Here is a 25,934-nt window from a genome sequence, read left to right as displayed (position 1 = left end):
TTCATCTTGTCGCTTTGAGGCGACTTAAACATCTTAACATTTTCTATCGAATGTTGTCAACGTTTTTTTCAAAAGTTTTTTTCGTTGTCGTTTCGTTTAATGTGACAACGTTTAATAATATAACACCTAAAAAAACAAAATACAATACCTAAATTTAAATTCTTTTTATTCAGATAGTTTCTACCAGATTCCAATAAATAAATGATGTCCTTATTCCTTGAAAAAGATACATCAATCATAAAAAAACTGGCTAAAAGGAATCCTTTAGCCAGTTAGGTAAATCTTATTTATGTCTCATTAATGGGAACAATAGAACGTCACGGATTGAAGGAGAATTAGTTAATAACATAACTAATCGGTCAATACCTATTCCAAGTCCACCAGTTGGTGGCATACCATGCTCTAGTGCTTCGATGTAATCATCATCCATCATATGTGCTTCATCATTACCAAGCTCACGTTCTTTAAGCTGTGCTTCAAAACGCTCTTTTTGATCAATTGGGTCATTTAACTCTGTAAATGCGTTAGCATGTTCACGTGCCACAATAAATAACTCAAAACGATCAGTAAAACGTGGATCGTCAGCATTCTTTTTCGCAAGCGGTGAAATTTCTACAGGGTGACCATAAATAAATGTAGGTTGAATTAATGTTTCTTCAACTTTTTGTTCAAAGAATTCGTTAATAATATGGCCAACAGACATATTCTCATTAACTTCAACATTATGTTCTTTAGCATATTGTCTAGCTTGTTCAACTGACATCTCTGGCCAGAAATCCACTCCACAAGCTTCTTTAATCGCATCTACCATATGAAGCCTAGTCCATTTTGGCTCTAGGTTTACTGTGTACTCACCGTAAGGAATAGTAGTAGTACCTAAAACTTCTTTAGCGATATGAGCAATTAGGTTCTCTGTAAGTTCCATAATGTCAGCATAATCAGCATAAGCTTCATATAATTCAATCATCGTAAACTCTGGGTTATGACGAGTAGAAATACCTTCATTACGGAATACTCGACCAATTTCATAAACTTTTTCAAGTCCACCTACTATTAGTCGTTTTAAGTGTAACTCAATTGCAATACGCATATATAATTCCATATCAAGCGCGTTATGATGAGTGATAAAAGGTCTTGCAGAAGCTCCTCCTGCAATAGCATGTAGCATAGGAGTTTCAACTTCTAAATAACCTTGGCTATCTAAATAACGTCTCATAGATTGGATAATTTTACTGCGAGCAATAAATGTTTGTCGGCTATCCATATTCATTAAATCTAAATATCTTTGACGGTAACGTTGTTCAACATCTTGTAAACCATGGAATTTATCAGGAAGTGGTAATAATGCTTTTGAAAGGAATGTATATTCTTTAACTTTAATAGATAATTCCCCTACATTCGTTTTAAATACCACACCAGTAACACCTACTATGTCACCTAAATCAGTAATATCAAAGATTTCATATTGTTCTTCACCTACAGCATCTTTACGAACATAGATTTGAACTTGTCCATTTAAATCTTGAACATGTGCAAATCCAGCTTTACCTTTACCACGTTTAGTCATTACTCGACCTGCAAAAGAAACAACAATCGCTTTTTCTTCTAATTCTTCTTTAGAGAACTGGTCAAATTGTGCTAACAAATCATTTGAAGAATGTGTGCGCACAAACTTTTTACCGAATGGATCGATACCTTTTCCTTCAAGTGTTTTTAATTTCTCCCTACGTATAAGGGCTTGGTCATTTAATTCTTCGTGACTCATTTTCTCAACTCCACGTAATTATTCAATAAATATTTAAATACAATATGTTTTTAATAGAAAAACTGCCAGTATTTCGATCTGGCAGTTTTGTTTACTATAACTTATTATATTTTGTCAAGCGAAACCTGTCAAACTTACAAAGCTTGAGTAGCTTTCATTTTTTCTTCCACTTCATTAACGTATGTTGTTAATACTTCAACCATTTGAGCACGAGTACTAACCTCGTTAATTTGATTTCGAACTAATGCAGTGCCTTTCAAACCTTTTAAATACCAAGCTGCATGTTTTCTCATTTCCATTACAGCTACATGTTCATTTTTCAAATCAATTAATCGGTCTAAATGCAATAAACATACATCAATTTTTTCACGTGCTTCTGGCTCAGGCATTAACACACCAGATTCCAAGTATTTAACTGTACGATAAATCATCCACGGGTTACCTAATGCAGCACGACCAATCATTACGCCATCACAGCCTGTTTCATCTAACATACGCTTGGCATCTTGAGGTGTCTCTACATCACCATTACCGATTACCGGAATGGAAACCTGATTTTTAACTTCTTTAATCCAGCTCCAGTCAGATTTCCCTTCATACATTTGATAACGAGTTCGTCCATGGATCGCAACTGCTTTTCCACCCGCTGTTTCAACTGCTTTTGCATTATCTACTACATAAATATGATCGTCATCCCATCCAAGACGCATTTTAACTGTAACTGGTTTACTTACATTCTGTGCTACAGCATATACCATCTCATGAATTTTGTTTGGGTCTAAAAGCCATTTAGCTCCTGCGTCTACTTTTGTAATTTTAGGAACAGGACATCCCATATTAATATCAATAATATCTGCATTCGTATTTTCGTCAACGTACTTAGCAGCTTCAACTAATGTTGATTTTTCACCACCAAAAATTTGTAAGCTTAATGGCTTTTCACGTTCATCCATATAAAGCATATCTAATGTTCTTTTATTGTTATGAAGAATAGCTTTATCACTTACCATCTCTGCGCATACTAAACCTGCACCAAATTCTTTTACTGTCAAACGGAAAGCTGAGTTACAAACTCCGGCCATCGGTGCTAATACGACGGGATTTTTCATCTCGATGTCACCAATTTTTAGCACATCCCATCCTCCTTCTATTACAATAGAACTCTATATTGATAATTCCTCTACACTTACTTTTAATTGTTTTGCACAATCATGTAAAAACTGTTCAGTCGGCATACGATTTCCTCGCTCAACTTCACCTAACACCGAAACAGAAACACCAAGGTTTTTTGCAAAGCCTTCTTGGGTAAAACCTTTTAATTTTCTAAAAGCCCTAATCCGTCTACCCCATTTTTCAGCTTCCATAATCGAACTCCTTTATCCTCTAAAAATTTAGTTTCAACCTTAATTGATTGGTTAATTTCTTTTAAGGGGATTAATACAAAGCTTCTTTCAAACATTCTCGGGTGCGGTATTCTTAGGTGCTCAACTTCTATATCTTCGTGATTATAGAGTAAAATGTCAAGGTCTATTGTTCTTGGACCCCAACGCAATTCCCTTTTTCTACCAAGGTTTTCTTCGATTCCTTGCGTAATATCAAGTAATTGAAGTGGTGTCAAATTGGTAGAAATTTTAATAACGAGATTTAAAAATGAATCTTGGTCTACGTATCCAACTGGGTCTGTTTCAAAAATAGAAGAGATTTGTTCTACTTGAATGTCGGGATGATTCGCTAATTCCCTAATAGCCTTTGTAAGAAAACCTTCGCGGTCGCCTATATTCGTGCCTAAACTTAAATAAGATTGATTTTTCATATGCGACCTCTTGTTATTTCAACTGCTACAAAATCATAATGTCCTGGTATTGGTGGATCTGGTTTTATGACTTTTACAGTACATTGTTGAATTAAATCATATGTATTTAATATTTGTCTGGCAATTTCTTCAGCAACTGATTCAACTAAATCATATGACTGACCTTGAACTACTTCTTCACAGGTTTTAAATAAGTCTGCGTAACTTACTGAATACGCCAAATCATCTGTTTCTCCTGCTTTTTTTGTATCTAGTTCGACAATTAAATCAACATTAAATCGTTGCCCTAATGTTTTCTCTTCTTTAAATACACCATGGTAACCATAAAATTTCATACCTGTTACATAAATTTTATCCATTTTTTACTCCAATCTTTAACATTGCATCCATCATTTTAGCCATTCGGGAAATCGCTAATACGTCATGCACTCGTACAATTTCGCAGCCTTTCGTTATACCTAAACAGACTGTAGCACCTGTACCTTCCATTCGCTCATGTACTTCAGTACCAAGAACCTCTCCTATAAACCTTTTTCGAGAAGTACCAAGTAATACTGGATAATCCAATGCTTTAATTTGCTCCATTTGGTTTAAAACTTCCAAATTCTGCCCAGCCGATTTTGCAAAACCAACACCCGGATCCAAAATAATCATTTCATCCTTTACACCTGCGCGTTTTGCTATATTAATACTTTCAACTAAATCACAGACAAGATCACTCATTAAACTATAATAGTTTTCATCTGTTCGATTGTGCATTAAACAAATTGGAACATTGTACGCAGCAGCCACTTCAGCAATTTTCGGGTCTTTCTTTGCTCCCCAAACATCATTAATGATTGTAGCTCCTGCTTCTACAGCTTGTTTTGCCACTTCAGATTTATATGTATCTATGGAAATTGGTACATCAATTTCTTTAGATAATGCTTTGATAATCGGAATTACTCTTCTTAACTCTTCGTCTTCATCAACTGTAGCAGCTCCAGGTCTTGTCGATTCCCCACCTACATCAATAATTTTTGCTCCATCAGCAATTAACTTTTTTGCATGTTGTATTGCTAATTCGATTTCATTGTAACGACCACCATCAGAAAATGAGTCTGGGGTTACGTTTAAAATCCCCATTACAATTGTTTCATTTTGAATTGGTAATTCGTAATTTCCACAAATCAAGGGTTTTATTGCTCTTCTCACACTTGTTCACTTCTTTCCATTTCATTCATGCTTAATAAAGATTTTCGGTGATGCCTATAATCCTTTTGCAAATCTTTTATTATGCTACTTTCACTAACAGTAAAGATCCGCTCGCCAATTACTGTCACGGGAATAATTTCTTGGATTGAGTTTGAAATAAATATTTCATCCGCTTTTAACAGCTCTTGCTCTGTGTAAAAACCCTCTTCAACTGTAATCCCTTTTAATTTAGCCCAATAAATCACGAACTGTCTTGTTATCCCATTCAAGATTCCTGTATCAACGTGTGGTGTGTATAATCGACCTTGTTTAATAAAGAAGAGATTTGAAACGATACCTTCTGAAAGAAACCCATCTTTGTTTAAAAAGATTCCTTCTATACTAGGTGAGTTCCCGATCTCTTTTTTTCCGATAATATTATTTAAATAATGGTGAGACTTTAAACGCTCTTTTCCTTCAGGGGTATTTCGAGGGGTATTTAGTATTACCCCTTCTTTCTCTAGGATATTACTTTCAGGCATAGGTTTTATAAAAATGATGGTATTTGGATTCGAATATTTACCAGTGTATAAACCTATTTCACCTTCACCTGCTGAAACATTCAAACGAATATACGCATCTTGTAATCCATTTAATTCGATTAACCTATATAAAATCGTTTGTATTTCCTCATCTAGCAAATTCCATTCGATATTTAGGTTTAATAACGACTTTCTTAAACGCTTTAAATGATCAAATAATAAAAAAGGATGCCCATTATAGATCCGAAATGTTTCAAATACTCCTAACCCATATAAAAAACCATGATCAAATGGAGATATTTTTACTTCATGATCATTTAAGAATTCTCCATTAACATATAGTTTCATACTGTACTCCTAGTCGGTTTATATGCTTGTAAAAAGTTCCTAAGCATCTCTTTACCGAATTGTGACATAATCGATTCCGGGTGAAATTGTACACCTTCAATCGGTAATGTCTTATGTTTTAAAGCCATGATTTCTCCCTCATTCGTCCAAGCTGTTATTTCAAGTTCCTCAGGGAAAGTTTCTTTTTTAACAATTAAAGAGTGATATCTTGTAACATCAATTGGTGATGGTAGATCATTAAATAATCCTAAACCTTCATGTGTAATTGCCGATGTTTTTCCGTGCATTAATCGTTCTGCCCGTACTACGTCACCCCCAAACACTTGAGCGATTGATTGGTGACCTAAGCATACTCCTAAAATTGGGATTTTCCCAGCAAAGTGTTCAATTGCTTTTAAACTGATTCCAGCTTCGTTTGGCGTACAAGGACCTGGAGAAATCATCAAATAAGATGGAGCTAATGCTTCAATTTCTTCTAAAGTAATTTCATCATTACGTTTTACAATTAACTCTTCACCTAATTCACCTAAATATTGAACTAGATTATAGGTAAATGAATCATAATTATCAATCATTAATATCATTTTACATTCCCACCCAACTGTGCTTTTTCTTCACTTACTTTCTTAGCTGTCCATAAAGCTTGAGCTTTCTTAAGACTTTCTAAATACTCATGTTTTGGATTAGAATCAATAACAATGCCAGCACCAGCTTGTACAAATGCTTGTTGGTCTTTTGTAATCATTGTTCGAATCGTAATGTTCATCTCCATATCCCCAGTGAAGCTAATCCATCCAACAGAACCTGTATAAATGCCACGCTTGGTCGGTTCTAGTTCTTCAATAATTTGCATCGTACGGATTTTTGGAGCTCCTGTTATTGTTCCCCCGGGAAATACTGCCTTTAATAGGTCAAATGCATCTTTACCCTTTTGAAGCTCTCCTCTAACATTTGAAACAAGGTGCATAACATGCGAATACTTTTCAATTACTAATAATTCGTCTACTTCAACAGTTCCATATTCGCATACTCTTCCTAAATCATTGCGCTCTAAATCAACTAACATAATATGCTCAGCTTGTTCTTTTTCATTTGAACGTAGTTCTTCCATCAGTTGTTGTTCTTCTTCAACTGTTTTACCACGAGATCTCGTACCTGCTATTGGTCTTGTCCAAACATCTTGATCACGTTTTGCTACTAATAGCTCTGGTGAGCAACTAACTATTTGAAACTCCTCAAAATCTAAATACGACATATATGGGGAAGGATTTATTTCTCTAAGCTGCTCATATATATACAGTGGATCTGTTACAAGCGTCTCAGATTGTAGTACAGACAAATTCACTTGGAATACATCCCCTGCACTGATATATTCTTTAACATTTCCAACTGCATCCGTAAATTTTTGTTCAGACATATAAATTGTTTTTTCAATCTCTTCAGTAGAAGTTCTTCTAGATAAATCGATTTGCTCTATTTCACTAATGAAGAACTCTTCTAAAGCGTTTATTCGTTCTTTTGCCTTGTCAGCATTTTTCATTTCATCTATTACAATAAAATATAATTGATTTTCTTGATGATCATAAATAACAACTTCATGGAAGATTAATAAATAAACATCTGGAATATTGTAGACGTCCTTAGCTATTGTTGGTAGGTCTTCAATATAATGGTTACAGTCATATGTGAAATAACCAATTGCTCCACCTTGAAATGGTGGTAAATCATCTCTTTTTTCGATTGTGTATTTTGATAGATATTCCTTTGCTAAATCAATAGGATTTCCTACATACTCCTCTATTTCCGAGTATCCTTCGATCCCTACTTCGACCGTTAATTTGTTATCCTTTCCATATAACTTCGCAACAGGATTAGATGCCATAATTGAATATCTTCCGTCACGACCACTTTCAAGAAGTACGGCGTTCTTTTTCTCTTTTGCCGTTTCTACAAAGTATTTAAAGAAAGGTGTAGTATATTTAATTACTTTTGAAAAGATTTCATAATTCATGTGTGAATATCCCCCTCATATAGCGCTTCTTTTTTCATTTTACACAAAAAGTAAGAAGTATACATCAAAGCATTTTATGGAAAAACAAAAAACCCCTTTGCAGCTCGCAAAGGGATTTTAAATTTTATCATATAATCCATTAAAAAAAATTACTCAAATTGGTATAATGCTGTACTTAAATAACGCTCTCCATTACTTGGAATGATTGCAAGTACTTTTTTACCTTTACCAAGTTTTTTGGCAACTTGTAATGCAGCACTTATTGCAGCACCTGAAGAAATACCTACAAGTATGCCTTCTTCTTTTGCTACTTTTCTAGCCGTCTCCATTGCATCGTCATTTTTGATTTGTACGATTTCATCATAAATATCCGTGTTTAATGTTTCAGGTATAAACCCTGCTCCAATACCTTGAATTTTATGGGGACCTGGTTTACCACCTGATAAAACTGGAGAGTCTTCAGGTTCAACTGCGACAATCTTAATTCCAGGGTAAGCTTCTTTTAGTACAGAACCTGCACCAGAGATTGTTCCTCCCGTACCTACTCCTGAAATAAATGCATCAAGTTGGTCTCCCATTTGTTCAACAATTTCAGGACCAGTCGTTAAACGGTGGACTTCAGGATTTGCAAGATTATTAAACTGTTGTGGAACGAAATATCCATTTTCTTTTGCTAATTCATCTGCTTTACGAATTGCTCCTCCCATTCCTTCAGGACCTGGAGTTAAAACTAACTCTGCGCCATATGCACGTAATAAGTTGCGTCTTTCAATACTCATTGTTTCTGGCATTACTAGAATTGTTTTATAACCTTTAGCAGCTGCTACCATTGCTAATCCAATACCAGTATTTCCACTAGTTGGTTCAATAATTGTGTCACCTGGTTTAATTAAACCTTTTTTCTCCGAATCCTCAATCATCGCAAGTGCAATACGATCTTTAACACTGCTACCAGGATTCATAAATTCTAGTTTTAAGTAAATTTCCGCGCTGTCTTCATCTACTAATCTGTTAAGTTTTACAATTGGAGTTCTACCGATTAATTCGTAAACTGAATTTGCAACTTTCATTTCATCCACTCCTAATTCCCAGTATATTGACCTGTTTAATATACATTATGTAAAAAACAAAAGAATCTGTCAATTACTTTCTCCTATACATAACTTGTATGAAATTCATAATAAATTATGAAAAGAAAGCTAGACAAATCCCTTCAATTTTCACCTACAATTTGTTAATTAATTCTTTTAATTGTTCATCAGAATAATGATAATGTTGATTACAGAAATGACATGTAACTTCTGCTTCTCCATCCTCTTCTAATATTAATTCTAATTCTTGTTTACCAATACTTAAAAGAGCGCCTTCAATTCTCTCTCTTGAGCATTGACATTGGAATTTCACATCCATTGTTTCTAAAACTTTAACTTCTTCTTTTCCTAACACTTCATATAAAATTTCTTCTGGAGTCAAACCTTCTTCAATTAGTTTAGAAACTGGTTTGATTGTTTTTAAACGATTTTCAATTTGAGTGATACATTCTTCACTTGCACCAGGTAAGATTTGAATAATAAATCCTCCGCTTGCTAAAATCGAATGATCCGGGTTAACTAATACGCCGACACCTACAGATGAAGGTGTTTGTTCAGATACAGCAAAATAGTAAGTAAAGTCTTCACCAAGTTCACCTGAAACAATAGGTACTGAGCCTGTAAAAGGTTCTCTCATTCCAATATCTTTAACAACCGAGATTGTACCTACAGTACCAACAGCTTTAGCTACATCAATTTTTCCATGTTTGTTAAGTTCAGTTTGGACATGTGGATTTTGTACATATCCACGGACTTCACCTTTTGCATTACTATCGACTAAAATATGGCCAATTGGACCATTACCTTCAACCTTTAAAGTTAATTTTTCATCACCTTTTAGCATAGCACCCATCATAGTAGCAGCCGTTAATGTACGACCTAATGCAGCCGAAGCGTTTGACCAAGTGTCATGACGTTCTTGAGCTTCTTTTACAATATTTGTTGATCTAACGCTATATGCACGGACTTCACCGTTAAAAGCTAATGCTTTTACTAAATAATCTTTCATGTTATACCCCTTTTTATGAATTTCGTTTATAAATTAAATGCAGACCTTTTAAGGTTAAATACGGATCCATCACATCAATAATATCCGATTCCTTAGATATTAAAGATGCAAGTCCACCTGTTGCTATAACAGTAGGTTCTACCTTTGCTTGAGCTTTCATTCGTTTTACAATACCTTCAACTTGACCTACATAACCATATAGGATTCCAACCTGCATTGCTTCTACAGTTGTACGACCAACAATATTAGAAGGTCTTGAAAGCTCTATACGAGGCAGTTTTGAAGCCTTTGTATAAAGTGCCTCTGTTGAAATATTGATGCCTGGTGCAATTGCTCCACCAATATAATTTTTATTTTCATCTATATAACAATATGTAGTAGCTGTTCCGAAATCTACAATAATCAGCGGACTCCCGTATTGTGCAATTCCTGCAACGGCATTAACAATTCGGTCTGCCCCAACTTCTTTCGGATTATCATATTTTATGTTTAAGCCTGTTTTTATTCCAGGACCAACGATTAGTGGCTTTTGTTTAAAGTACTTTGTTGCCATTCTTTCCAGTGAGAACATAATCGGTGGGACAACTGATGAAATAATAACTGCATGAAACTCATCAAACCCAATACCTGCATATTCAAGTAATGAACCAATGACCATCCCGTACTCATCTTCTGTTTTATAACGATTCGTCTCAATTCTCCAATGATGTATTAACTCATCTTCTTGATAAACACCTAAAACAGTATTTGTATTTCCTACATCGATTACAAATAACATATATTCCACCGTCTCTCCATTTCAAAAATAAAACTTTTATTTTATATTTTTTGTCTCAAGTACATTTTTTAATCACTATAAAAATAATGATAACACAAGTTGATAGTAGTTTAAAAATAGATGCTTTCTGTAGTGGACCTGGGTTCATAATGGTTTATTCAAACATTTCAATGAACCAGCTTCCTTCATGACCTTGGCCTATTTTCTATACACCAATAAACAAAAGAAAGAGTGTCTAGAAAGACACTCTTAACTTTTTATTCAGTGATTTTAGGCTCAGTTGGTTCATCATTCTTTTTAGAAATATTAACTTTAACCTCATCTTTTGATGTTGGAGATGTAGGAAGTGTGCCTTGTTCCCAAAGACTCTTGATTCCTTTTGCATCTAAAGTTTCCACTTCTAATAATGTGTTTGCAAGCAAGTCTAATTTATCGCGATGCGTCTTAATAATATCAGTTGCTTTTGCATAGCATTCTTTAATGATTGTTTGAATCTCAACGTCGATTTCATAAGCAATTTTATCACTATAATTTTGTTCATTATTAAAGTCTCTACCAAGGAATACATTTCCTCCTTGAGATTGACCAAACTGTAATGGACCTAGCTTATCGCTCATACCGAACTCAGTAACCATACGACGAGCAATACCTGTTGCACGTTGGAAGTCATTATGAGCTCCTGTACTTACTTCACCAAATACAACTTCTTCAGCTACACGTCCACCAAGTAGACCTGTAATTTTATCAAGTAATTCTGGTTTTGTCATAAAGTAACGATCTTCTTTTGGAAGCATTACTGCATAACCACCAGCTTGACCACGAGGTACAATTGTTACTTTATGAACCATTTCAGCCTCATCTAACACTTGGCCAATAACCGTATGTCCAGCTTCGTGGAATGCAACAATTTTTCGCTCTTTTTCAGATATAACTTTATTTTTCTTAGCAGGTCCCGCAATTACACGGTCAGTTGCTTCGTCAATATCAAGCATATCGATTTTCTTTTTATCACGACGAGCCGCAACTAATGCTGCCTCGTTTAATAAATTTTCCAAATCAGCACCAGAGAAACCAGGAGTTCTTTGAGCAATAGCTTTTAAGTCTACCTCTGGTGACAATGGTTTATTTCTTGAATGAACTTTTAATACTGCTTCACGTCCTACTACATCTGGACGATCTACTGTAATCTGTCTGTCAAATCGACCTGGACGTAATAACGCTGGGTCTAGAACATCTGCACGGTTTGTTGCTGCGATGATAATAATACCTTCATTAGCACCAAAACCATCCATTTCAACAAGTAACTGGTTTAATGTTTGTTCACGCTCATCGTGACCTCCACCTAATCCAGCACCACGTTGACGACCTACAGCATCAATCTCATCTATAAATATGATACAAGGAGCGTTTTTCTTCGCATTTTCAAATAAATCACGAACACGAGAAGCACCGACCCCTACAAACATTTCAACGAAATCAGAACCACTGATTGAGAAGAATGGAACTCCAGCTTCTCCTGCAACAGCTCTCGCTAATAATGTTTTACCTGTTCCAGGAGGTCCTACTAATAGTACCCCTTTAGGAATTCTTGCACCTAATTCAGAGAATTTACGAGGATCCTTCAAGAACTCTACTACTTCAACAAGCTCTTGCTTTTCTTCATCTGCACCTGCAACATCTTTAAATCGTACTTTCTTTTTCTCATCATTATACAGACGAGCTTTGCTCTTCCCAAAGTTCATAACACGGCTTCCGCCACCTTGTGCTTGATTCATTAAGAAGAAGAAAAGAATGAAAATAATAACAAATGGAATGAGTGAAGTGAAGATTTGCACCCATGCACTTGTTGTTTCAGCTGGATTCCAATTAGCCTTTATTTTATAGTCAGCAACTGCTTTGTTAACTATTTTTGTCGTTTCGTCACTAATTGGTACTTGAGTTTGGAAAGATTCGCCTTTTTTTACATCTGTAAAGTGACCTCTTACTATGTACACTCCATTTTTAGGTTGGATAGATGTTAAGCTGCTAACATCACCTTTTTGTAACTTAGTATAAAATGTATCGTAACTTACTTTCTTAACTTGAGATTCTGGCCCATTGAAATATGTAACAACACCAATCACAACTAAGAAGATTAATATGTAAAAGACTGTATTACGGAAAATTCGATTCAATTCCAAACCTCCTCTCTTTCAATTTAATTACTTTATATAGTAGCATAGTTATACCTTGTAAACAAACGAATAAAACTTGACTTATTTCGTGTAAACTTCAGGCTTTAAAACGCCAACATATGGCAGATTTCGATAACGCTCAATATAATCTAAACCATATCCTACTACGAAAGCATCTGGTACTTCGAAACCAACTAAATCAGCCTCGATATTTGCTTTACGTCCGCTTGGCTTATCTAACAAAGTAACAATTTTAACTGTATTAGCTTTGCGATGTTTAAATAGTTCAACTAAATAATTTAAAGTTAGACCACTATCAATAATATCTTCTAGAATGATTACATCTCTTCCTTCTACAGAAGTATTTAAATCTTTTACAATTTTTACTTCACCAGAAGAAACTGTACTATGTCCATAACTAGAAACATCCATAAAATCAATTTCGATATATGTATCAATATGCTTGATAAGGTCAGACATGAACGGAAGAGCTCCTTTTAAAACACCCACTACTAGTGGAAAGCGGTCTTTGTACTCTTCAGTTAGTACTGCACCTAATTCTACTACTTTTTGTTGAATTGCCTCTTCACTTACTAATACTTGTTGAATGTCTTGTTTCATTTTTTCCTCCTAGAAACTCTTAGAAACCACCTGTATTGCAATGAGTGACTCATCTGTCGAAAAATTTCTTTCAAAAGCAGATTTCTTTACGAAAGGTATCCATAATATATTATTTTGACTATCCGTAATTATTGGCCATTCATCACGTAATGATTGTTTCATTTTTTCATCAATAAATATATCTTTTAACTTTTTTGACCCATTCATACCCTTTAATGACATTCGATCACCAATCTTTCGATTCCGAACAACCAGTGGAAAAGAAACATCCTTGACAGAACAAATAAACGTGTCATTTTTTTGTTCTAAACATTGATTGTTTAATTCGACTTTTATTGAAAAACCATTTGGTAGTTCATATACACCAGGCTCATTAATAGAAATAGTATAATCCTTCACATTCATCTGTTCGAATGTAAAGAAGCATTCATTATATGAGCGTTTGACAAAAAGTCCTCCAGGTAAATGCTGCTCCCAAGTGGATTTTTCATTTCGTAATAAAGTCAGAATTGAATTAAGATGCCCTTGTGTCAAGCCTTTAGGGATATATAGGTAGACATAATCTAATATTAGTTGAATACATCTTCTTTGTAAAGATATAGGCACATTTAAAAACTGTTTAATGTCAATAGTGACTGCTTGCTTTTCTTTATTTCTTATTACTGTATTCATTGCGTCTTCAGTTAATTCCATTAAATATTGATCATCTTCCAATTGCTGTCTACTAAACTGCTGGAATCTCTTTTGTGCAGTTGGATTTTCTTCAAAAATAAAAGGTAGAATATGGTGTCTAAATCGATTTCTTGTGTAAACATCTTTATCATTACTTGGATCTTTTCGAGGGATAATGCCTTGTTCTTGACAATATGTAGTTAATGCTTGTTTTCGTAAATCCAAAAATGGACGAATAATTTCGCCTGTACTAAAAGACCTCTTTTCCCTAATGCCAGCGTAACCGACATGCGAGCTACCTCTAACTAAACGCATCAAAATCGTTTCAACTTGGTCCTCTCCATGATGACCTAAAGCTAAATAATTCGCTTCATATTTCTTCATCGTTTCGTCAAAAAAACGATATCGACATTCCCTTGCTGCCAATTGACTACTTAAACCCGTTTCCTCGATATACTGATTCACATTTATGCGCTTTCCTTCAAATTGGACGTTATTTTGGAGGCACCAGTTCTTAACATATTCCAAATCATCTAAAGATTCTTGTCCTCTAAACATATGATCCACATGTGCAATAATAATCGAGAACCCAAATTCCTCTCTAATTGATAAAAAAGAATGAGCTAACGCCATTGAATCTGGACCTCCAGAAACACCGATCACAATTACACTATTTCTGATAATATTATTTTGTTTTACAAATTCCTTTAATTGGTTAATTACCATTTACCTATACTCCTAATGAAAGTAAAATTCATATTTATATGTTACCATTCACACACTTGGAGTACTATTATTTACAGCTGATAATAAAAATATAATGCATAGGCCAAGCCCATTAACAAGAGAATGGTCGATGTTTCGAACCAGTGAATTCTTTTTTTCTTTTGCTTCACTTGGATGTTGTTCCCTGCTCTTGTCTGTGTGGATTGGTTATTTTTTTGATTCTGATTAGTCGAGTTTCTAGGTTGATTTGTAGGCTGGCTATGTTTTTTTGATTGTGTTGATTGATTAGCGGACTGATTTTGCTTTTTCGATTGCCTTGTTTGATTCATCGTTTGTGCTATAGTAGCTTGATCCTTTTTACTCTTCTTCTTTTTTGTAGCATTTATCTTTTGTTCATACATTAGTAGAGCTTGTTTCATAGCACTCGCATTAGCATACTCCCCTTTTAATCCCTTCATTAGAAATTCTTTATATGGATTAAGGGTTTGTGTTTGCGTTATTACTTGTTCAATTTGATTTATTCCCAACCCGTTTTTTAAAAACTGCTTTTTACAATGCAAGTGGATAAAAATCATCGTTACAGCAAATAAGTCATAGGAAACTTCTGCTTTTCTAGAACCTAAGCCCCAGTAACCACGATCAAAGAACTCAGTAAATTCTTTAACTGCGCGTCCAATTTGAGTAACTCCTCCAAAATCGATCCACTGGATTTTATTTGGTTCTTTCGTAACTAGTAGATTATCTGTTTTTAAATCACCAAAAATAAAGCCTTTATGGTGCAATTTATCTAACAATGATAAAACTTGTATGATAAAAATACTACTCCATTCCATTCCATTTCTTTCAATAAATTTTGGTAAACTTACACCATTTACGTATTCCATAACATAGTAATAGCAGCAATCATTTGTTCCTGGATTTATATAGTCATCAACATCGATAAAAGAAGGCCCAAGGATTGAATCCTGGACCTGTGTGATTTTTTTTAAAACATTTACTTCGTTCGTGATATTAGTAGAATCTTTACTTAGCTTAATAGCAACTTCTCCAGTTTTTCCAGAAGCTAGATAAACTGTTCCATTTGCTCCATTTCCAAGTAAACTCTTAATTTCGTATTTGTTTTTATTCCACTTTCCAGTAATGTGAGTCCCAGGCGCTAAATTAATCTGCCCATTCAATTGATTGTTCATCATCACCATTATTACCTCTATTGTAGTTTTGTTCGTTAAAATAGTTTAAAGCCTCTCGTATAGCAGGACCGGTTGGCGTCATACCGCCCATCGTTAACTTAGGGAAAATTGTGTTTAGTTTTTCTAATTTAGGTGTCCAATCTAATAATTTGTCTACATCGTCATGTTTCCCGGGAAATATAAATAACGAGTAGGCATTTTCTCCTGTTCTTGAGTTTAAACTGATTTGTAAATCAAATAATGATTCCTTAACAGTTTCTAGTTTATCTTTCATACTAGCACTCGTATCTACTAAAATAATAACTTCTAAACCTACAGTTTCGCCAATATCCTCTACAACCTCATATACCTCTTCTCGCTTTGAAGGAGGAAGTGATTCAATCGAATTGCTATCACCTAAAATTTGCTTTAATTCTTTATTAACAAACCCTTGTATTGTTTGTGTCATCGCTTTTCTAGTAACCATTTGGACAGTTTGAGAAAGTTGCTTTGTGTAAACGACTTGACTAATCCCTCCACCTGCTCTAGCAATTTCCTCTATTTCCTTTAAACCGTCGCCACTTTGTACATTTTCATCCAAAATTCCAATTACATTTACTGTAATACCGTATTCTTGTGCCAGACTTGAAACAGCTAACGGATCTTCACCATGGTTTGAATAACCATCAGTTATTAATAGAATTTGTTTTAACTTTCCCTTATACATACAAAATCCCCTCCGCGTAAAAGTTGTTACCATTTTGTCCAATTACGGGAGGGGATAAACCTTATTATTTTATTTTACTAAGCCATCGCACTATATGATGAAATCGAAGACCACTCTGGCAAGTTTCGTTTAACAACAGCCACCACAACCGTCATATCATCATTAATATCTCCTGTATTCGAACGAATTACTTCCTCGAGTAACAACTCTGCTACTGATTGTGGATCATCCGTTTCAAATTCACTTATTTTACGTTTCATCCACATTTCATAATTTTCAACATGTTTAGGACCTTCAAAAATACCATCACTCATCATAATTAATAAGTCTCCAGCTTTTAACTGCTCACTTACGACTTCTACATCAAATTCATCAATGATCCCAATCGGTAAATTACTACCTTCAATTTTAATAACTTGCTTGCCTCGTTTAACAAAACTTGGCGATGAACCAATTTTTAAGAATTTTGCAGAAGCATCGTGTAAATCCACCATAGCTAAATCTAGGGTAGCAAAGACCTCTTCAGTAGTACGTAATGATAGAATTGAATTAATCGATTTAATAGCGACGGTCTCTTCAATACCTGAGTTTAATATTTTTTGTAGTAGTTTTAATGTCTCATTACTTTCAATATGAGCTCGCTCACCATTACCCATTCCATCACTAATCGCAATCGCGTGCTTTCCTGCTCCAACATCCATTATTTTAAATGCATCACCTGAAATAAAGCCTCCACCTTTGGCTGCAGTCGCAACCCCGGTTTCAATAACAAATGCTTTGTCTGATCCAAATGTAACTAAGTAATTACCTCCATTTGGTATTGTCGCTGATTCTTCTTTTAATACGACAATCGTCTCTTTTAAAATATCTGATAAAATCGGCGCAATTAATTTTTGACATTCACCATACTCATTTTCAAACGGAATTAATATATCTATATCAATATTTCCTTGCTCTAAGTTATAAATCTCTACTTGGCTAACGTCAATTCCAAAGTTTAGTAAAGCTTGTAGGATTTGGTCTTCCTGTAATTGATGATTCTCTTTTTCTCGTTGAATCTCTTTTGCAAAGTCGACCATTACTTTTGAAACTCCGCGCAATTGCTCAGCCACTAATCTTCTACTTTCTTGAACTTGTTTTTTAAGTCTTTGGTTTGCACGGAAGTAGAAAACTTCTTGCTTCATTAAATCTGCCATTTTTGATGAACGTTGGCAATATTTTTCCCACTCTCTCATAAATTGGCCATTCTTAATGAGCTGATCCTTTTCAACTAAATGCATCATATTTTCCATGTATTGATATGTTCGGTCACCATTGTTTGACCAGCAATGGTCCTTTTTCATACAACTATTACAGCACTTATTTGAAATACTACAAATAAACAGTTCTTCATCAGTTAGTTCGTCCTCAATATGGGCAAACTGGCTAGGCTGTGAAAAACTGGCAGATAATGCTTCAAACACGTTTGAAAATTGAGTAATTCGATTAGCTGTCAAATCTCTTATTTTACGTAAGTATTGTTGTTGATCTGTAGAGTGTTCTTCTGTTCCTGGTACTAGTTTAGCTAATTGTTTTAGTAGGAAAGTTGGTGTTATTAAGAATAAGACAATCGCAATGACTGATTCAATGATTGAAAAAATAATATCTGATTGTTTCTCAGCATAAAAGCTAATAAGGCATGTCCCAATTAATAGACCAGCTGCCGCACCTAATCTTTTACCCTCTTTAAGGAGACCACCAAGTAATCCAGAGAATGCTAATAAGCTCATTTGATATAGACTCGAAACACTCGCTAAACTTAATATAAGGCCCGTTACAACCCCTACTGTACAACCGACCGTTCCTCCGGCTACGAAGGCAAATAGTAAGACAATATATCTAGTAACAATATGTTGAATTGATAAATCTTGGATATACCAATCAGTTGTCCCCGTCACAACTGAAGCTAAAAGAATAACTAAACATACGATTTCTTCAACCCCTAAAAGCTGTTTTCTTTTAGGAATCGAAAGCAGAGGCACACTTTGGAAAAAGATCATCGTTAAAATAAAACTTAATCCCGCTTCAACTGATGCCATCAAAACATCATACATCAAAACTTCTTGTTGAAAAGCATAAGTAATTAATAAGTGACTAATAAAAACTGATAAAAAGACTTGAAAAGGTACTAGACCTATATAATGTCGTTTAACTCTAGCGAAGAAAATATTTAGGATAAAAAACAGAATAATTGTTGCAAATGCATAACTCACCGTTTCAATCGACACAGTTAATGAACCGATCATAAGAGCAACAAAAGCTATTCCTGTTCGCTCGCGTTTCATCATATAAACTGAGGCAAAAAACGGTAATACAAACGGGAGAATATGTGATAGTATCAACGCTCGTCCTAATAAAAATCCCGTTAAAAAGATTAGTAGCCCAAAGTCAAAGAATGCTCTCTCCAATTTTGATTTAATTGATTTAGAAGATTGCCGAAATACTGATTGAAATCCATTAGTAGGGACCAAGCTTGCTGAAGAATTAGAAGACCCTCTTTGCAGTTTCGTCATATTTCCACCTCATCCGAATTGGTTTATTGAACCTATTTTAACTTGTCCAATTGAAGGAATATGTCAAAATGACAAAGTCAAATAAAAGTTTTCTTCGACGGAAAAAGCTTTTACGTACAACTGTTTTACAAAATATGAGAAAAGCTTGCAGCATAATTTCTCTAATAGGGTAAAAGAAAGGCAATTATTAAATTTTATGTCAATCGAAATTCAGAATAAAGACAGAAAGTAATTGAAGAATGGGATTAAAAGACGAGACGTATATTCCAGAAAAAAAGAAAAAAAAAAAACGCCTAGCCTCTCTTATAGAGACCAAACGTTTTTGTTGTATGACCCGTACGGGATTCGAACCCGTGTTACCGCCGTGAAAGGGCGGTGTCTTAACCACTTGACCAACGGGCCGTTAAAGGGAATGGTAGCGGCGGAGGGAGTCGAACCCACGACCTCACGGGTATGAACCGTACGCTCTAGCCAGCTGAGCTACACCGCCATTATCTTTAAACGACAAGATTTATATTATCATGGTACCAAATACCCGTCAACAGTTTTTTTAAAAGTTATTTTATTATTTTTTCCATACAAAAACGCACCCATTAAAGAGTGCGTGTTCTATATACCTATTTATGTCCTGACAAGGTAGGAAATTAGCCTCGACGAGCTCCACGGCCACCACGTTTAGATTCTGTGTTGCGTTTTAATGAAGCTAGACGGTCTTCACTGTCTTTTAAAAATTTACTCATTTTTTGATCAAATGTTTCTTTAACCGGACGTTGATCCGAACGGTTTTGATTTTTGCCACGGTTTCCACCATTGCCGCCTCCATATGAAGGTCTGCTTTGACGAGGTCTTTGCTCACGCTCTCCCTCTTTTACTGGTGGGCGTTCTTTCGCTTTTTTGATTGAAAGACCGATTTTACCGTCTTTTTCAACATTGATTACTTTTACTTCTACTTCATCGCCAACTTTTAAATGTTCGTTAATATCTTTAACATAGTTGTCAGCTACTTCACTAATGTGAACAAGTCCAGTTACTCCTTCTGGTAACTCTACAAAAGCACCAAAATTTGTAATCCCTGTAACTTTCCCACTAACTTTGCTGCCTACCTCAATTGACATAAAAAAAATGCTCCTCCTTAAAAATGTTTAACTGGATTTACTATATTATATAAAATTATAAAAACAAGTGTCAATGAAACGATAATTACTTGATATTAGGAAAAATTATTTCTCCCTTTTTAGAAAAAAATAAGTTTTTTCTAGCTAACTCAATAATATATTGATCATCGTTCAATTGGTCAATCATGCGCTTTGAATCCTCTACCGTACTCTTTGTTTTCTTTAAATCAACTTTTGCTAGTTTTAATTGTTTTACTTTAGAAGAATACACATGTTGTTGTGTTACATAATGAGATTGTAATAAAAAAAATAGGGGGACAGTTAAAAGGCAGAATAATGAAATTCGCACTAAAAACTTTTTAAAACTCCTTCTCCTAGGCTTAACACCATGTTCCTCAACTAAGGTAATATTTTGTTTATCTTGAACTTGTCTAGTTAAATCCAATTTTCTCGCATGTTCCACCTATTTCTTCCTCCTATCTAAAAGGTCCTTTACTTTTTTAATAGTAGTAAGGAAGATATTCTTGAATTTTCCGAAAACTCCTTTAAATTGTATTAAATAGTTTTTGACTCGTTTTGGCACAAAAAACCAACATACTCTGCCGAAAAACAAAAGAATTGATAGTACAACGTTGTAAACTAAACGGATTAGTCGAATAAGGAGACCATAAATAAACAAAAGAATGACGATTATTACCTGAATAATCCACTTTATAGGTTTTACAATAAATAGTACGATTAACTTTACTATAATACGATAAATGCTAATAACGAGCTGAATAACCAGTTCTAATATTTTTTTATAGATAGCTCGAAAAAGACTTTGATATGCCGCATAACCACATAGTAAAGCTAATAGTAAATAAAACCTAAGTGCACCTTCATTAACTAAGTATAATACATAAAAAACTAGTAGCGCTTGAAAAATCCAAAATAATATATCAGTTGCAAATACAATCAATCGATTACGAGTACCTCGATATAAAAAACGATGGTATGTATCTAGTGCCATACCTAGATAAGCACCCATACCGACCATCGCGATCATTGAGTAGAACTGAACGTTTAAGCTCATTTAAATAGCTTGCTAAAGATTCCTTTAGCTTTCCCTGAATTGTATTCGTCAATATAACAAAGTTCATTAATCTTTCCCTTTATCGCTACATGACCTTTTTCTACATCGAGGTTTTTCATTTGTAAATTATGACCTTTAATATGCAAAAAACCTAAAGCTGTTTCTAATAGGAACTCTTCACTATCAAAGCTCTCAACCTGTTTTACTCCAGTGATTTCAAGATATCTTCTACTTTTTAACGATAAATCCTGCTCAATTATTTGGCTTGTATTTTTCGCATTTAACTCATACGGATTATTCATACTAGTCCCTCCATTTACATAAACTGTACCTCTTGTAAATCGATTCCTAATACAGTGTTATTTGTACAAGTATATGAAGGGACAACTTTTTTAGAACAAGCTATCTGACAGTTTTTCCTCGCTTATTATTGTATACATTGCATCTGCTTCTTCTTTTCGAACGGTCTCTTTAAGTAAATTAATTTTTGCTGTAACAATTTTTTGTCCGAATCGAATTTTTAATTCGTCATTTACTTTGACTTCAGTAGATGCTTTTGCAACTGTTCCATTGATCGTTATTCTTCCTTGATCAGCCACTTCTTTAGCAAGTGTACGACGCTTAATAATTCTCGATACTTTTAAAAATTTATCAAGTCTCATAATTTATTCTCCTCAATTCTCATTCCATTAGACATTATTCGTATTTTTTAGCTTCATTCCAAATCTCATCCATTTCTTCAAGAGATACATCAGAAAATGTCTTATTTATTTCACCAAGTCTTGATTCAATATATTGAAAACGTTTTGTAAATTTCATATTTGTTTTTAAAATCGCTTCTTCAGGATTTACATCAATAAAACGTGCTAAATTAACAATACTAAATAACAGATCACCAAGTTCCGCTTCAACTTTAGACTGATCATTCAATTTGATGGCATCAAGAACTTCAGCTAACTCTTCGTTAACCTTATCTACCACTGGCGGTAGTTCCTTCCAGTCAAACCCTACTTTCGCAGCCTTACTTTGAAGTTTCTCTGCTTTTAATATTCCTGAAAGATCCTTTGGTATGCCTGAAAGAACAGATTCAACGACATGTCCTTTTTCAGCTTGTTTTAATTCTTGCCAATTTTTTAATACGTCTTCCTCATCATTTACGTGAACTGTTGAAAATACATGCGGGTGACGATAGATTAGTTTACTTACTAATCCTTTTATTACATCTTGGATTGAGAAGTAGCCTTCATCTTCTCCAATTTGGGCATGTAACATGACTTGAAGTAATACATCTCCAAGTTCTTCAATAATATGGTCGTCATCTTCCTCATCGATCGCTTCAAGCAGCTCATAAGCCTCTTCTAATAAGTACTTCTTTAATGATTCATGTGTTTGCTTTTGATCCCACGGACATCCATTAGGACCTCTTAACGTAGCTATAACAGAACGAAGTGTTTCAAATTGATGATATAGATCCTCTTCATTCTTAACTGGAGGTACATAAACACTTGTCAAATTATTAATCGATGTATCGCGATCTAACTCAAACAATGGTACTCTTCTTATTTGTTCATTTGAACTACCCGCTGCCGTAACGATTACCACTTCATAATCATCAGGAAGCTGCTCCATTAGCTTTAATTTCGCATGTGAGGCCGTCATTTGATCGTAAACCTGGCAGATGATCAAATGTTGTCTAAACGTAATTGGTTCCGATTCTAAATCCGTTGCATCAACAAACTGGAAGCCTTCGATTGGATCAATTTTCAAACTGGTAAACATCGCATCTAAGAAGCTTTGTCCACCTTTGATATCTAACTGGATAATTCCTTTATCTGCAAGCTCTATTAATAGCTGAACAGTTTTTTCCGCTACAAGAGGATGGCCTGGTACAGCATATGTAATTGCACCTTCTTCAGAAGCTTTCATCAGTAGCTGAACAATTTCTTCATATACCTCTTCAAAACAATCATGTTTTTCATAAATTTCATCGAAGGATTGGAACGTTAGTCCTTCTGTTTCTAATTCACTTATAACAGGGTGGTCTTTTGTACGCAAATAAAGATTGTCAGTTTTTTGTAACTCTTTATAGATACCAAATGGAAGCTGATTTAGGTCACCTGCTCCTAAACCTAAAACTGTAATCTTGTTCATTTTGATCCTCCTGTTCTTTTAAGAAAGCCATTTCTGTAATTTTTCACTTTTAACGATTGAGCTTAGCTCTTCTACCGTAAATAACTTAATTTTTACTAATACAACCGCAAATACGATTGCACCTACAATCGCTGAAGATAGAGCCTCCACTAACATTCTTAAACGAAGTGGGTTAATAAACATTGCATATTTTTCAAAAACATATTCATAACCATCTACACAACCATACATAATGGCTACAGCTACTAGTAATTTCACAATAAACTTAAAGTCAAAAAATGTTACTCTTGACAATTTATATATATAAGCTAAGTTCAAAATCGTAACAACAATTAGAGCAGAGACCGTTGAATAAGCTGCTCCTTTAGATCCGATTTGCTCCATTAAAATAACATTTCCAATAAATTTAACACAACCGCCAGCAATGACATTTAAAGCTGGAATTAGACTTTTACCTAATCCTTGTGCGATTGAAGATGTCGTAATCGATACCCCTGCAAAGAAGATCGATATACATAAAACTGTTAGGACATCCGTTCCTAAATCATTTCGATAAAGCATGATATTAGTCGGATGGATAATTGAAATTAAACCAATTGTTGCTGCTGCTCCTACTACAATACTCACTCTTATGGCACCTGAGATTCGATTATTAATAGCATGATGTTCTTTACGAACTAATTCACTAGATAAGTACGGAATTAAGGCCAGTGAAAACGATGAAGCAATGACAGAGCCTAATTGAATTAGCGGAAATCCACGATCATAAATACCCTTTACTAGCTTAGCACCTTCAACATGATATCCATATTGTACTAATAATGGATAAAAGGAGAGTGAATCGATAAACTGAATGAAAACAAGTACTAAGCTACTTAAGCTCAGTAGGATACCTTGATACAAAATTGTTTTTAACTCTAAGCGATAGGTTTTAAGTAATCCAAATGATGGTATGGTCAAACCAGATCCACGAAAAGAAACCCAATAAAAGAAGTACAGTATCGCTGCTATACTACCAAGTATCGAACCTGAAACAGCCCCTGCACCTACAATATAAAGATTGTCGGTCGTTTGCATTAAATAAAGTGACAGCACTAAAATCGTAATAACTCGAATTAATTGCTCAATCACCTGACTGACTGAAGTAGGTCCCATATCCCCTAAACCTTGATAATATCCTCGAAATGCTGAAGTGATTGGAACAAATAAAAAGCCAACACTAACAACACGAATTAACATCGCTAGATGATCATCACGCATAAAATTCGCTATACTATTACTTCCTACGTATAAAGTAAAGAAACACAATATACCAATGACTAACAACATCATAAATGTTGCATAAACCAAATCTTTAGCCCCTTTTTCATCTTTTTTAGCGATTCTTTCAGCCACATAAGATGATAAAACTAAAGGAAAGCCATATGTAGAAAATGCTAAAGCAATTGCGTAGACAGGATATACCTGTTGGTAAATATAGTAACCTAAATCGCCGGCAATATTTTGATAAGGAATTTTATAAAACGCACTTAGTACTTTCGATAATAATGATGCTATTGTAATGAACAAAGCCCCTTGTAGGGCTGCTTTTTGCTTGGCTTTTTGCAAAAGGATAACAACTCCTTTGTTAGACGGTTCACCCTTTAATGTATTACATTATTAGGGCTTATGTAAAGAGTTGCCAAAAGAAAAAACCTCTCTTTTCCAATTTTAGAAAGTAATGGTTTTCATTAAGCGTGAATTAGGTAGTTTTTATCAAGGGGAAAAAACAAAGACCAGTTAAGGTACTATTCCTTTACTGGCCTATGTTTTTTACATATATGATTATTGCTCCATTTGTCTAGCTAAGAAGTTAGTAGCAGTATCGATTGCTTTCTTTTCAACTTCAGAAATTGTTTTATCTTTTGAAAAGATAACAACAGCTCCAATTGGATCTCCACTTGCGATAACTGCTCCTACTGCGTAAGATTGATATTTTTCAATTACGCTTTCGATAAATGAAGCTTCCCCAGGCTCGCTAACTACTTTTGAGTTACGCTCTGCCATAGTTTTTTCGATAATATCACCAATGTTTTTGTTTAAGTATTCTTTTTTGGAAGCCCCTGCAACTGCTACAACTGAATCTCGGTCACTTATAATGACAGTATGTCCAAGTGTGTCGTAAAGTGCATCAGCGTATTCCTTCGCAAAATCACTTAATTCACTAATTGGTGAATATTTCTTTAAAATGACTTCTCCATCTCGGTCCACAAATATTTCTAATGGATCACCTTCACGAATCCGTAAAGTTCTCCTAATTTCTTTTGGTATTACTACTCGACCTAAATCGTCAATTCGACGAACTATACCTGTTGCTTTCATTCTTGTAAAGCGCCTCCTCACTTACTTGCATGTCTACGTTGATGAAAGATATCCGAGTGAC

26 protein-coding genes and 2 tRNA genes are annotated in these 25,934 nt (G+C 34.6%); all 28 read right to left on the bottom strand.

Annotated features, from left to right (window positions below; translation table 11 throughout):
- Positions 1-283: 283 nt before the first annotated feature.
- Positions 284-1,765 (bottom strand): lysine--tRNA ligase, encoded by a 1,482-nt coding sequence (gene lysS / locus RAH41_RS20750; protein WP_069033980.1) that lies wholly within the window; start codon positions 1,763-1,765, stop codon positions 284-286.
- A 134-nt stretch (positions 1,766-1,899) separates the two neighbouring features.
- Complete coding sequence (gene dusB / locus RAH41_RS20745; protein WP_331225225.1) at positions 1,900-2,898, bottom strand: tRNA dihydrouridine synthase DusB; 999 nt, start codon at positions 2,896-2,898, stop codon at positions 1,900-1,902.
- A 30-nt stretch (positions 2,899-2,928) separates the two neighbouring features.
- Positions 2,929-3,129, bottom strand: a complete 201-nt coding sequence (locus RAH41_RS20740) for a helix-turn-helix domain-containing protein (RefSeq protein ID WP_056474403.1) — start codon at positions 3,127-3,129, stop codon at positions 2,929-2,931.
- Positions 3,081-3,578: a 2-amino-4-hydroxy-6-hydroxymethyldihydropteridine diphosphokinase gene (gene folK, locus RAH41_RS20735; protein WP_331225222.1), complete on the bottom strand. Its 498-nt coding sequence runs from the start codon at positions 3,576-3,578 to the stop codon at positions 3,081-3,083. The genes RAH41_RS20740 and folK overlap by 49 nt, the downstream gene beginning before the upstream one ends.
- Entirely contained in the window at positions 3,575-3,937 is a 363-nt protein-coding gene (folB, locus tag RAH41_RS20730) for a dihydroneopterin aldolase (protein ID WP_331225220.1), read from the bottom strand. The genes folK and folB overlap by 4 nt, the downstream gene beginning before the upstream one ends.
- Entirely contained in the window at positions 3,930-4,703 is a 774-nt protein-coding gene (gene folP / locus RAH41_RS20725; RefSeq protein ID WP_331225232.1) for a dihydropteroate synthase, read from the bottom strand. Before folP ends, folB begins: the two co-directional genes overlap by 8 nt.
- 65 nt (positions 4,704-4,768) lie before the next feature.
- Entirely contained in the window at positions 4,769-5,641 is an 873-nt protein-coding gene (gene pabC, locus RAH41_RS20720) for an aminodeoxychorismate lyase (protein WP_331225218.1), read from the bottom strand.
- The gene (gene pabA / locus RAH41_RS20715) at positions 5,638-6,225 is read right to left on the bottom strand and encodes an aminodeoxychorismate/anthranilate synthase component II (protein WP_331225217.1); all 588 of its coding nucleotides are present in this window, start codon (positions 6,223-6,225) and stop codon (positions 5,638-5,640) included. Before pabA ends, pabC begins: the two co-directional genes overlap by 4 nt.
- Positions 6,222-7,652: an anthranilate synthase component I family protein gene (locus RAH41_RS20710; protein ID WP_331225216.1), complete on the bottom strand. Its 1,431-nt coding sequence runs from the start codon at positions 7,650-7,652 to the stop codon at positions 6,222-6,224. Before RAH41_RS20710 ends, pabA begins: the two co-directional genes overlap by 4 nt.
- A gap of 149 nt (positions 7,653-7,801) precedes the next feature.
- Positions 7,802-8,722: a cysteine synthase A gene (gene cysK, locus RAH41_RS20705; protein ID WP_331225215.1), complete on the bottom strand. Its 921-nt coding sequence runs from the start codon at positions 8,720-8,722 to the stop codon at positions 7,802-7,804.
- A 154-nt stretch (positions 8,723-8,876) separates the two neighbouring features.
- Positions 8,877-9,752 (bottom strand): Hsp33 family molecular chaperone HslO, encoded by an 876-nt coding sequence (gene hslO / locus RAH41_RS20700; protein ID WP_331225214.1) that lies wholly within the window; start codon positions 9,750-9,752, stop codon positions 8,877-8,879.
- 13 nt (positions 9,753-9,765) lie between these two features.
- Complete coding sequence (locus tag RAH41_RS20695; RefSeq protein WP_056474433.1) at positions 9,766-10,530, bottom strand: type III pantothenate kinase; 765 nt, start codon at positions 10,528-10,530, stop codon at positions 9,766-9,768.
- Positions 10,531-10,787: 257 nt separating this feature from the next.
- A complete protein-coding gene (gene ftsH, locus RAH41_RS20690; RefSeq protein WP_098846231.1) occupies positions 10,788-12,704 on the bottom strand; it encodes an ATP-dependent zinc metalloprotease FtsH in 1,917 nt (638 codons plus the stop codon).
- Positions 12,705-12,785: 81 nt separating this feature from the next.
- A complete protein-coding gene (gene hpt / locus RAH41_RS20685) occupies positions 12,786-13,325 on the bottom strand; it encodes a hypoxanthine phosphoribosyltransferase (protein WP_088014785.1) in 540 nt (179 codons plus the stop codon).
- A 9-nt stretch (positions 13,326-13,334) separates the two neighbouring features.
- A complete protein-coding gene (gene tilS, locus RAH41_RS20680) occupies positions 13,335-14,723 on the bottom strand; it encodes a tRNA lysidine(34) synthetase TilS (RefSeq protein WP_331225211.1) in 1,389 nt (462 codons plus the stop codon).
- Between the two features lie 71 nt (positions 14,724-14,794).
- Positions 14,795-15,916: a serine/threonine-protein kinase gene (locus RAH41_RS20675; RefSeq protein ID WP_331225209.1), complete on the bottom strand. Its 1,122-nt coding sequence runs from the start codon at positions 15,914-15,916 to the stop codon at positions 14,795-14,797.
- Complete coding sequence (locus RAH41_RS20670; RefSeq protein WP_248267573.1) at positions 15,885-16,619, bottom strand: VWA domain-containing protein; 735 nt, start codon at positions 16,617-16,619, stop codon at positions 15,885-15,887. The genes RAH41_RS20675 and RAH41_RS20670 overlap by 32 nt, the downstream gene beginning before the upstream one ends.
- Before the next feature lie 77 nt (positions 16,620-16,696).
- Positions 16,697-19,171, bottom strand: coding sequence for a stage II sporulation protein E (spoIIE, locus tag RAH41_RS20665; protein WP_331225206.1), 2,475 nt, complete (start codon positions 19,169-19,171; stop codon positions 16,697-16,699).
- Between the two features lie 330 nt (positions 19,172-19,501).
- Positions 19,502-19,573, bottom strand: a tRNA-Glu gene (locus RAH41_RS20660).
- A gap of 11 nt (positions 19,574-19,584) precedes the next feature.
- Positions 19,585-19,661, bottom strand: a tRNA-Met gene (locus RAH41_RS20655).
- A 154-nt stretch (positions 19,662-19,815) separates the two neighbouring features.
- Complete coding sequence (locus RAH41_RS20650) at positions 19,816-20,286, bottom strand: S1 domain-containing RNA-binding protein (RefSeq protein ID WP_331225205.1); 471 nt, start codon at positions 20,284-20,286, stop codon at positions 19,816-19,818.
- 85 nt (positions 20,287-20,371) lie between these two features.
- The gene (locus RAH41_RS20645) at positions 20,372-20,749 is read right to left on the bottom strand and encodes an FtsB family cell division protein (protein WP_331225204.1); all 378 of its coding nucleotides are present in this window, start codon (positions 20,747-20,749) and stop codon (positions 20,372-20,374) included.
- Positions 20,750-21,361: a spore cortex biosynthesis protein YabQ gene (gene yabQ / locus RAH41_RS20640; protein ID WP_331225201.1), complete on the bottom strand. Its 612-nt coding sequence runs from the start codon at positions 21,359-21,361 to the stop codon at positions 20,750-20,752.
- A complete protein-coding gene (gene yabP / locus RAH41_RS20635; protein ID WP_056474457.1) occupies positions 21,358-21,663 on the bottom strand; it encodes a sporulation protein YabP in 306 nt (101 codons plus the stop codon). The genes yabQ and yabP overlap by 4 nt, the downstream gene beginning before the upstream one ends.
- A gap of 90 nt (positions 21,664-21,753) precedes the next feature.
- Entirely contained in the window at positions 21,754-22,023 is a 270-nt protein-coding gene (locus RAH41_RS20630; RefSeq protein ID WP_056474461.1) for an RNA-binding S4 domain-containing protein, read from the bottom strand.
- A 34-nt stretch (positions 22,024-22,057) separates the two neighbouring features.
- Positions 22,058-23,512 carry a nucleoside triphosphate pyrophosphohydrolase gene (gene mazG, locus RAH41_RS20625; protein WP_331225197.1) on the bottom strand — a complete coding sequence of 485 codons (1,455 nt, stop codon included), beginning with the start codon at positions 23,510-23,512 and terminating at the stop codon, positions 22,058-22,060.
- A gap of 18 nt (positions 23,513-23,530) precedes the next feature.
- Complete coding sequence (locus RAH41_RS20620) at positions 23,531-25,120, bottom strand: polysaccharide biosynthesis protein (protein ID WP_331225195.1); 1,590 nt, start codon at positions 25,118-25,120, stop codon at positions 23,531-23,533.
- A gap of 216 nt (positions 25,121-25,336) precedes the next feature.
- A complete protein-coding gene (gene spoVT / locus RAH41_RS20615) occupies positions 25,337-25,873 on the bottom strand; it encodes a stage V sporulation protein T (RefSeq protein WP_114347079.1) in 537 nt (178 codons plus the stop codon).
- Positions 25,874-25,934 lie beyond the last annotated feature (61 nt).

It is taken from the genome of Gottfriedia acidiceleris (assembly GCF_036421055.1).
Taxonomy (GTDB): Bacteria; Bacillota; Bacilli; order Bacillales; family Bacillaceae_G; genus Gottfriedia; species Gottfriedia acidiceleris_C.
Note: the sequence above shows the minus strand (reverse complement) of the source record. Positions and strands in the feature narration are given on the sequence as shown.

Excerpts from the sequence above, each read along its gene's own strand:
- yabQ (WP_331225201.1), bottom strand. The coding sequence starts at position 21,361 with ATGAGCTTAAACGTTCAGTTCTACTCAATGATCGCGATGGTCGGTATG.
- yabP (WP_056474457.1), bottom strand. The coding sequence starts at position 21,663 with ATGAATAATCCGTATGAGTTAAATGCGAAAAATACAAGCCAAATAATT.
- RAH41_RS20650 (WP_331225205.1), bottom strand. The coding sequence starts at position 20,286 with ATGTCAATTGAGGTAGGCAGCAAAGTTAGTGGGAAAGTTACAGGGATT.
- RAH41_RS20670 (WP_248267573.1), bottom strand. The coding sequence starts at position 16,619 with ATGTATAAGGGAAAGTTAAAACAAATTCTATTAATAACTGATGGTTAT.
- hslO (WP_331225214.1), bottom strand. The coding sequence starts at position 9,752 with ATGAAAGATTATTTAGTAAAAGCATTAGCTTTTAACGGTGAAGTCCGT.
- hpt (WP_088014785.1), bottom strand. The coding sequence starts at position 13,325 with ATGAAACAAGACATTCAACAAGTATTAGTAAGTGAAGAGGCAATTCAA.
- lysS (WP_069033980.1), bottom strand. The coding sequence starts at position 1,765 with ATGAGTCACGAAGAATTAAATGACCAAGCCCTTATACGTAGGGAGAAA.
- folB (WP_331225220.1), bottom strand. The coding sequence starts at position 3,937 with ATGGATAAAATTTATGTAACAGGTATGAAATTTTATGGTTACCATGGT.
- spoIIE (WP_331225206.1), bottom strand. The coding sequence starts at position 19,171 with ATGACGAAACTGCAAAGAGGGTCTTCTAATTCTTCAGCAAGCTTGGTC.
- folK (WP_331225222.1), bottom strand. The coding sequence starts at position 3,578 with ATGAAAAATCAATCTTATTTAAGTTTAGGCACGAATATAGGCGACCGC.
- RAH41_RS20740 (WP_056474403.1), bottom strand. The coding sequence starts at position 3,129 with ATGGAAGCTGAAAAATGGGGTAGACGGATTAGGGCTTTTAGAAAATTA.
- cysK (WP_331225215.1), bottom strand. The coding sequence starts at position 8,722 with ATGAAAGTTGCAAATTCAGTTTACGAATTAATCGGTAGAACTCCAATT.
- mazG (WP_331225197.1), bottom strand. The coding sequence starts at position 23,512 with ATGAACAAGATTACAGTTTTAGGTTTAGGAGCAGGTGACCTAAATCAG.
- spoVT (WP_114347079.1), bottom strand. The coding sequence starts at position 25,873 with ATGAAAGCAACAGGTATAGTTCGTCGAATTGACGATTTAGGTCGAGTA.
- RAH41_RS20710 (WP_331225216.1), bottom strand. The coding sequence starts at position 7,652 with ATGAATTATGAAATCTTTTCAAAAGTAATTAAATATACTACACCTTTC.
- pabA (WP_331225217.1), bottom strand. The coding sequence starts at position 6,225 with ATGATATTAATGATTGATAATTATGATTCATTTACCTATAATCTAGTT.
- RAH41_RS20630 (WP_056474461.1), bottom strand. The coding sequence starts at position 22,023 with ATGAGACTTGATAAATTTTTAAAAGTATCGAGAATTATTAAGCGTCGT.
- RAH41_RS20675 (WP_331225209.1), bottom strand. The coding sequence starts at position 15,916 with ATGATGAACAATCAATTGAATGGGCAGATTAATTTAGCGCCTGGGACT.
- tilS (WP_331225211.1), bottom strand. The coding sequence starts at position 14,723 with ATGGTAATTAACCAATTAAAGGAATTTGTAAAACAAAATAATATTATC.
- folP (WP_331225232.1), bottom strand. The coding sequence starts at position 4,703 with ATGGGGATTTTAAACGTAACCCCAGACTCATTTTCTGATGGTGGTCGT.
- RAH41_RS20695 (WP_056474433.1), bottom strand. The coding sequence starts at position 10,530 with ATGTTATTTGTAATCGATGTAGGAAATACAAATACTGTTTTAGGTGTT.
- pabC (WP_331225218.1), bottom strand. The coding sequence starts at position 5,641 with ATGAAACTATATGTTAATGGAGAATTCTTAAATGATCATGAAGTAAAA.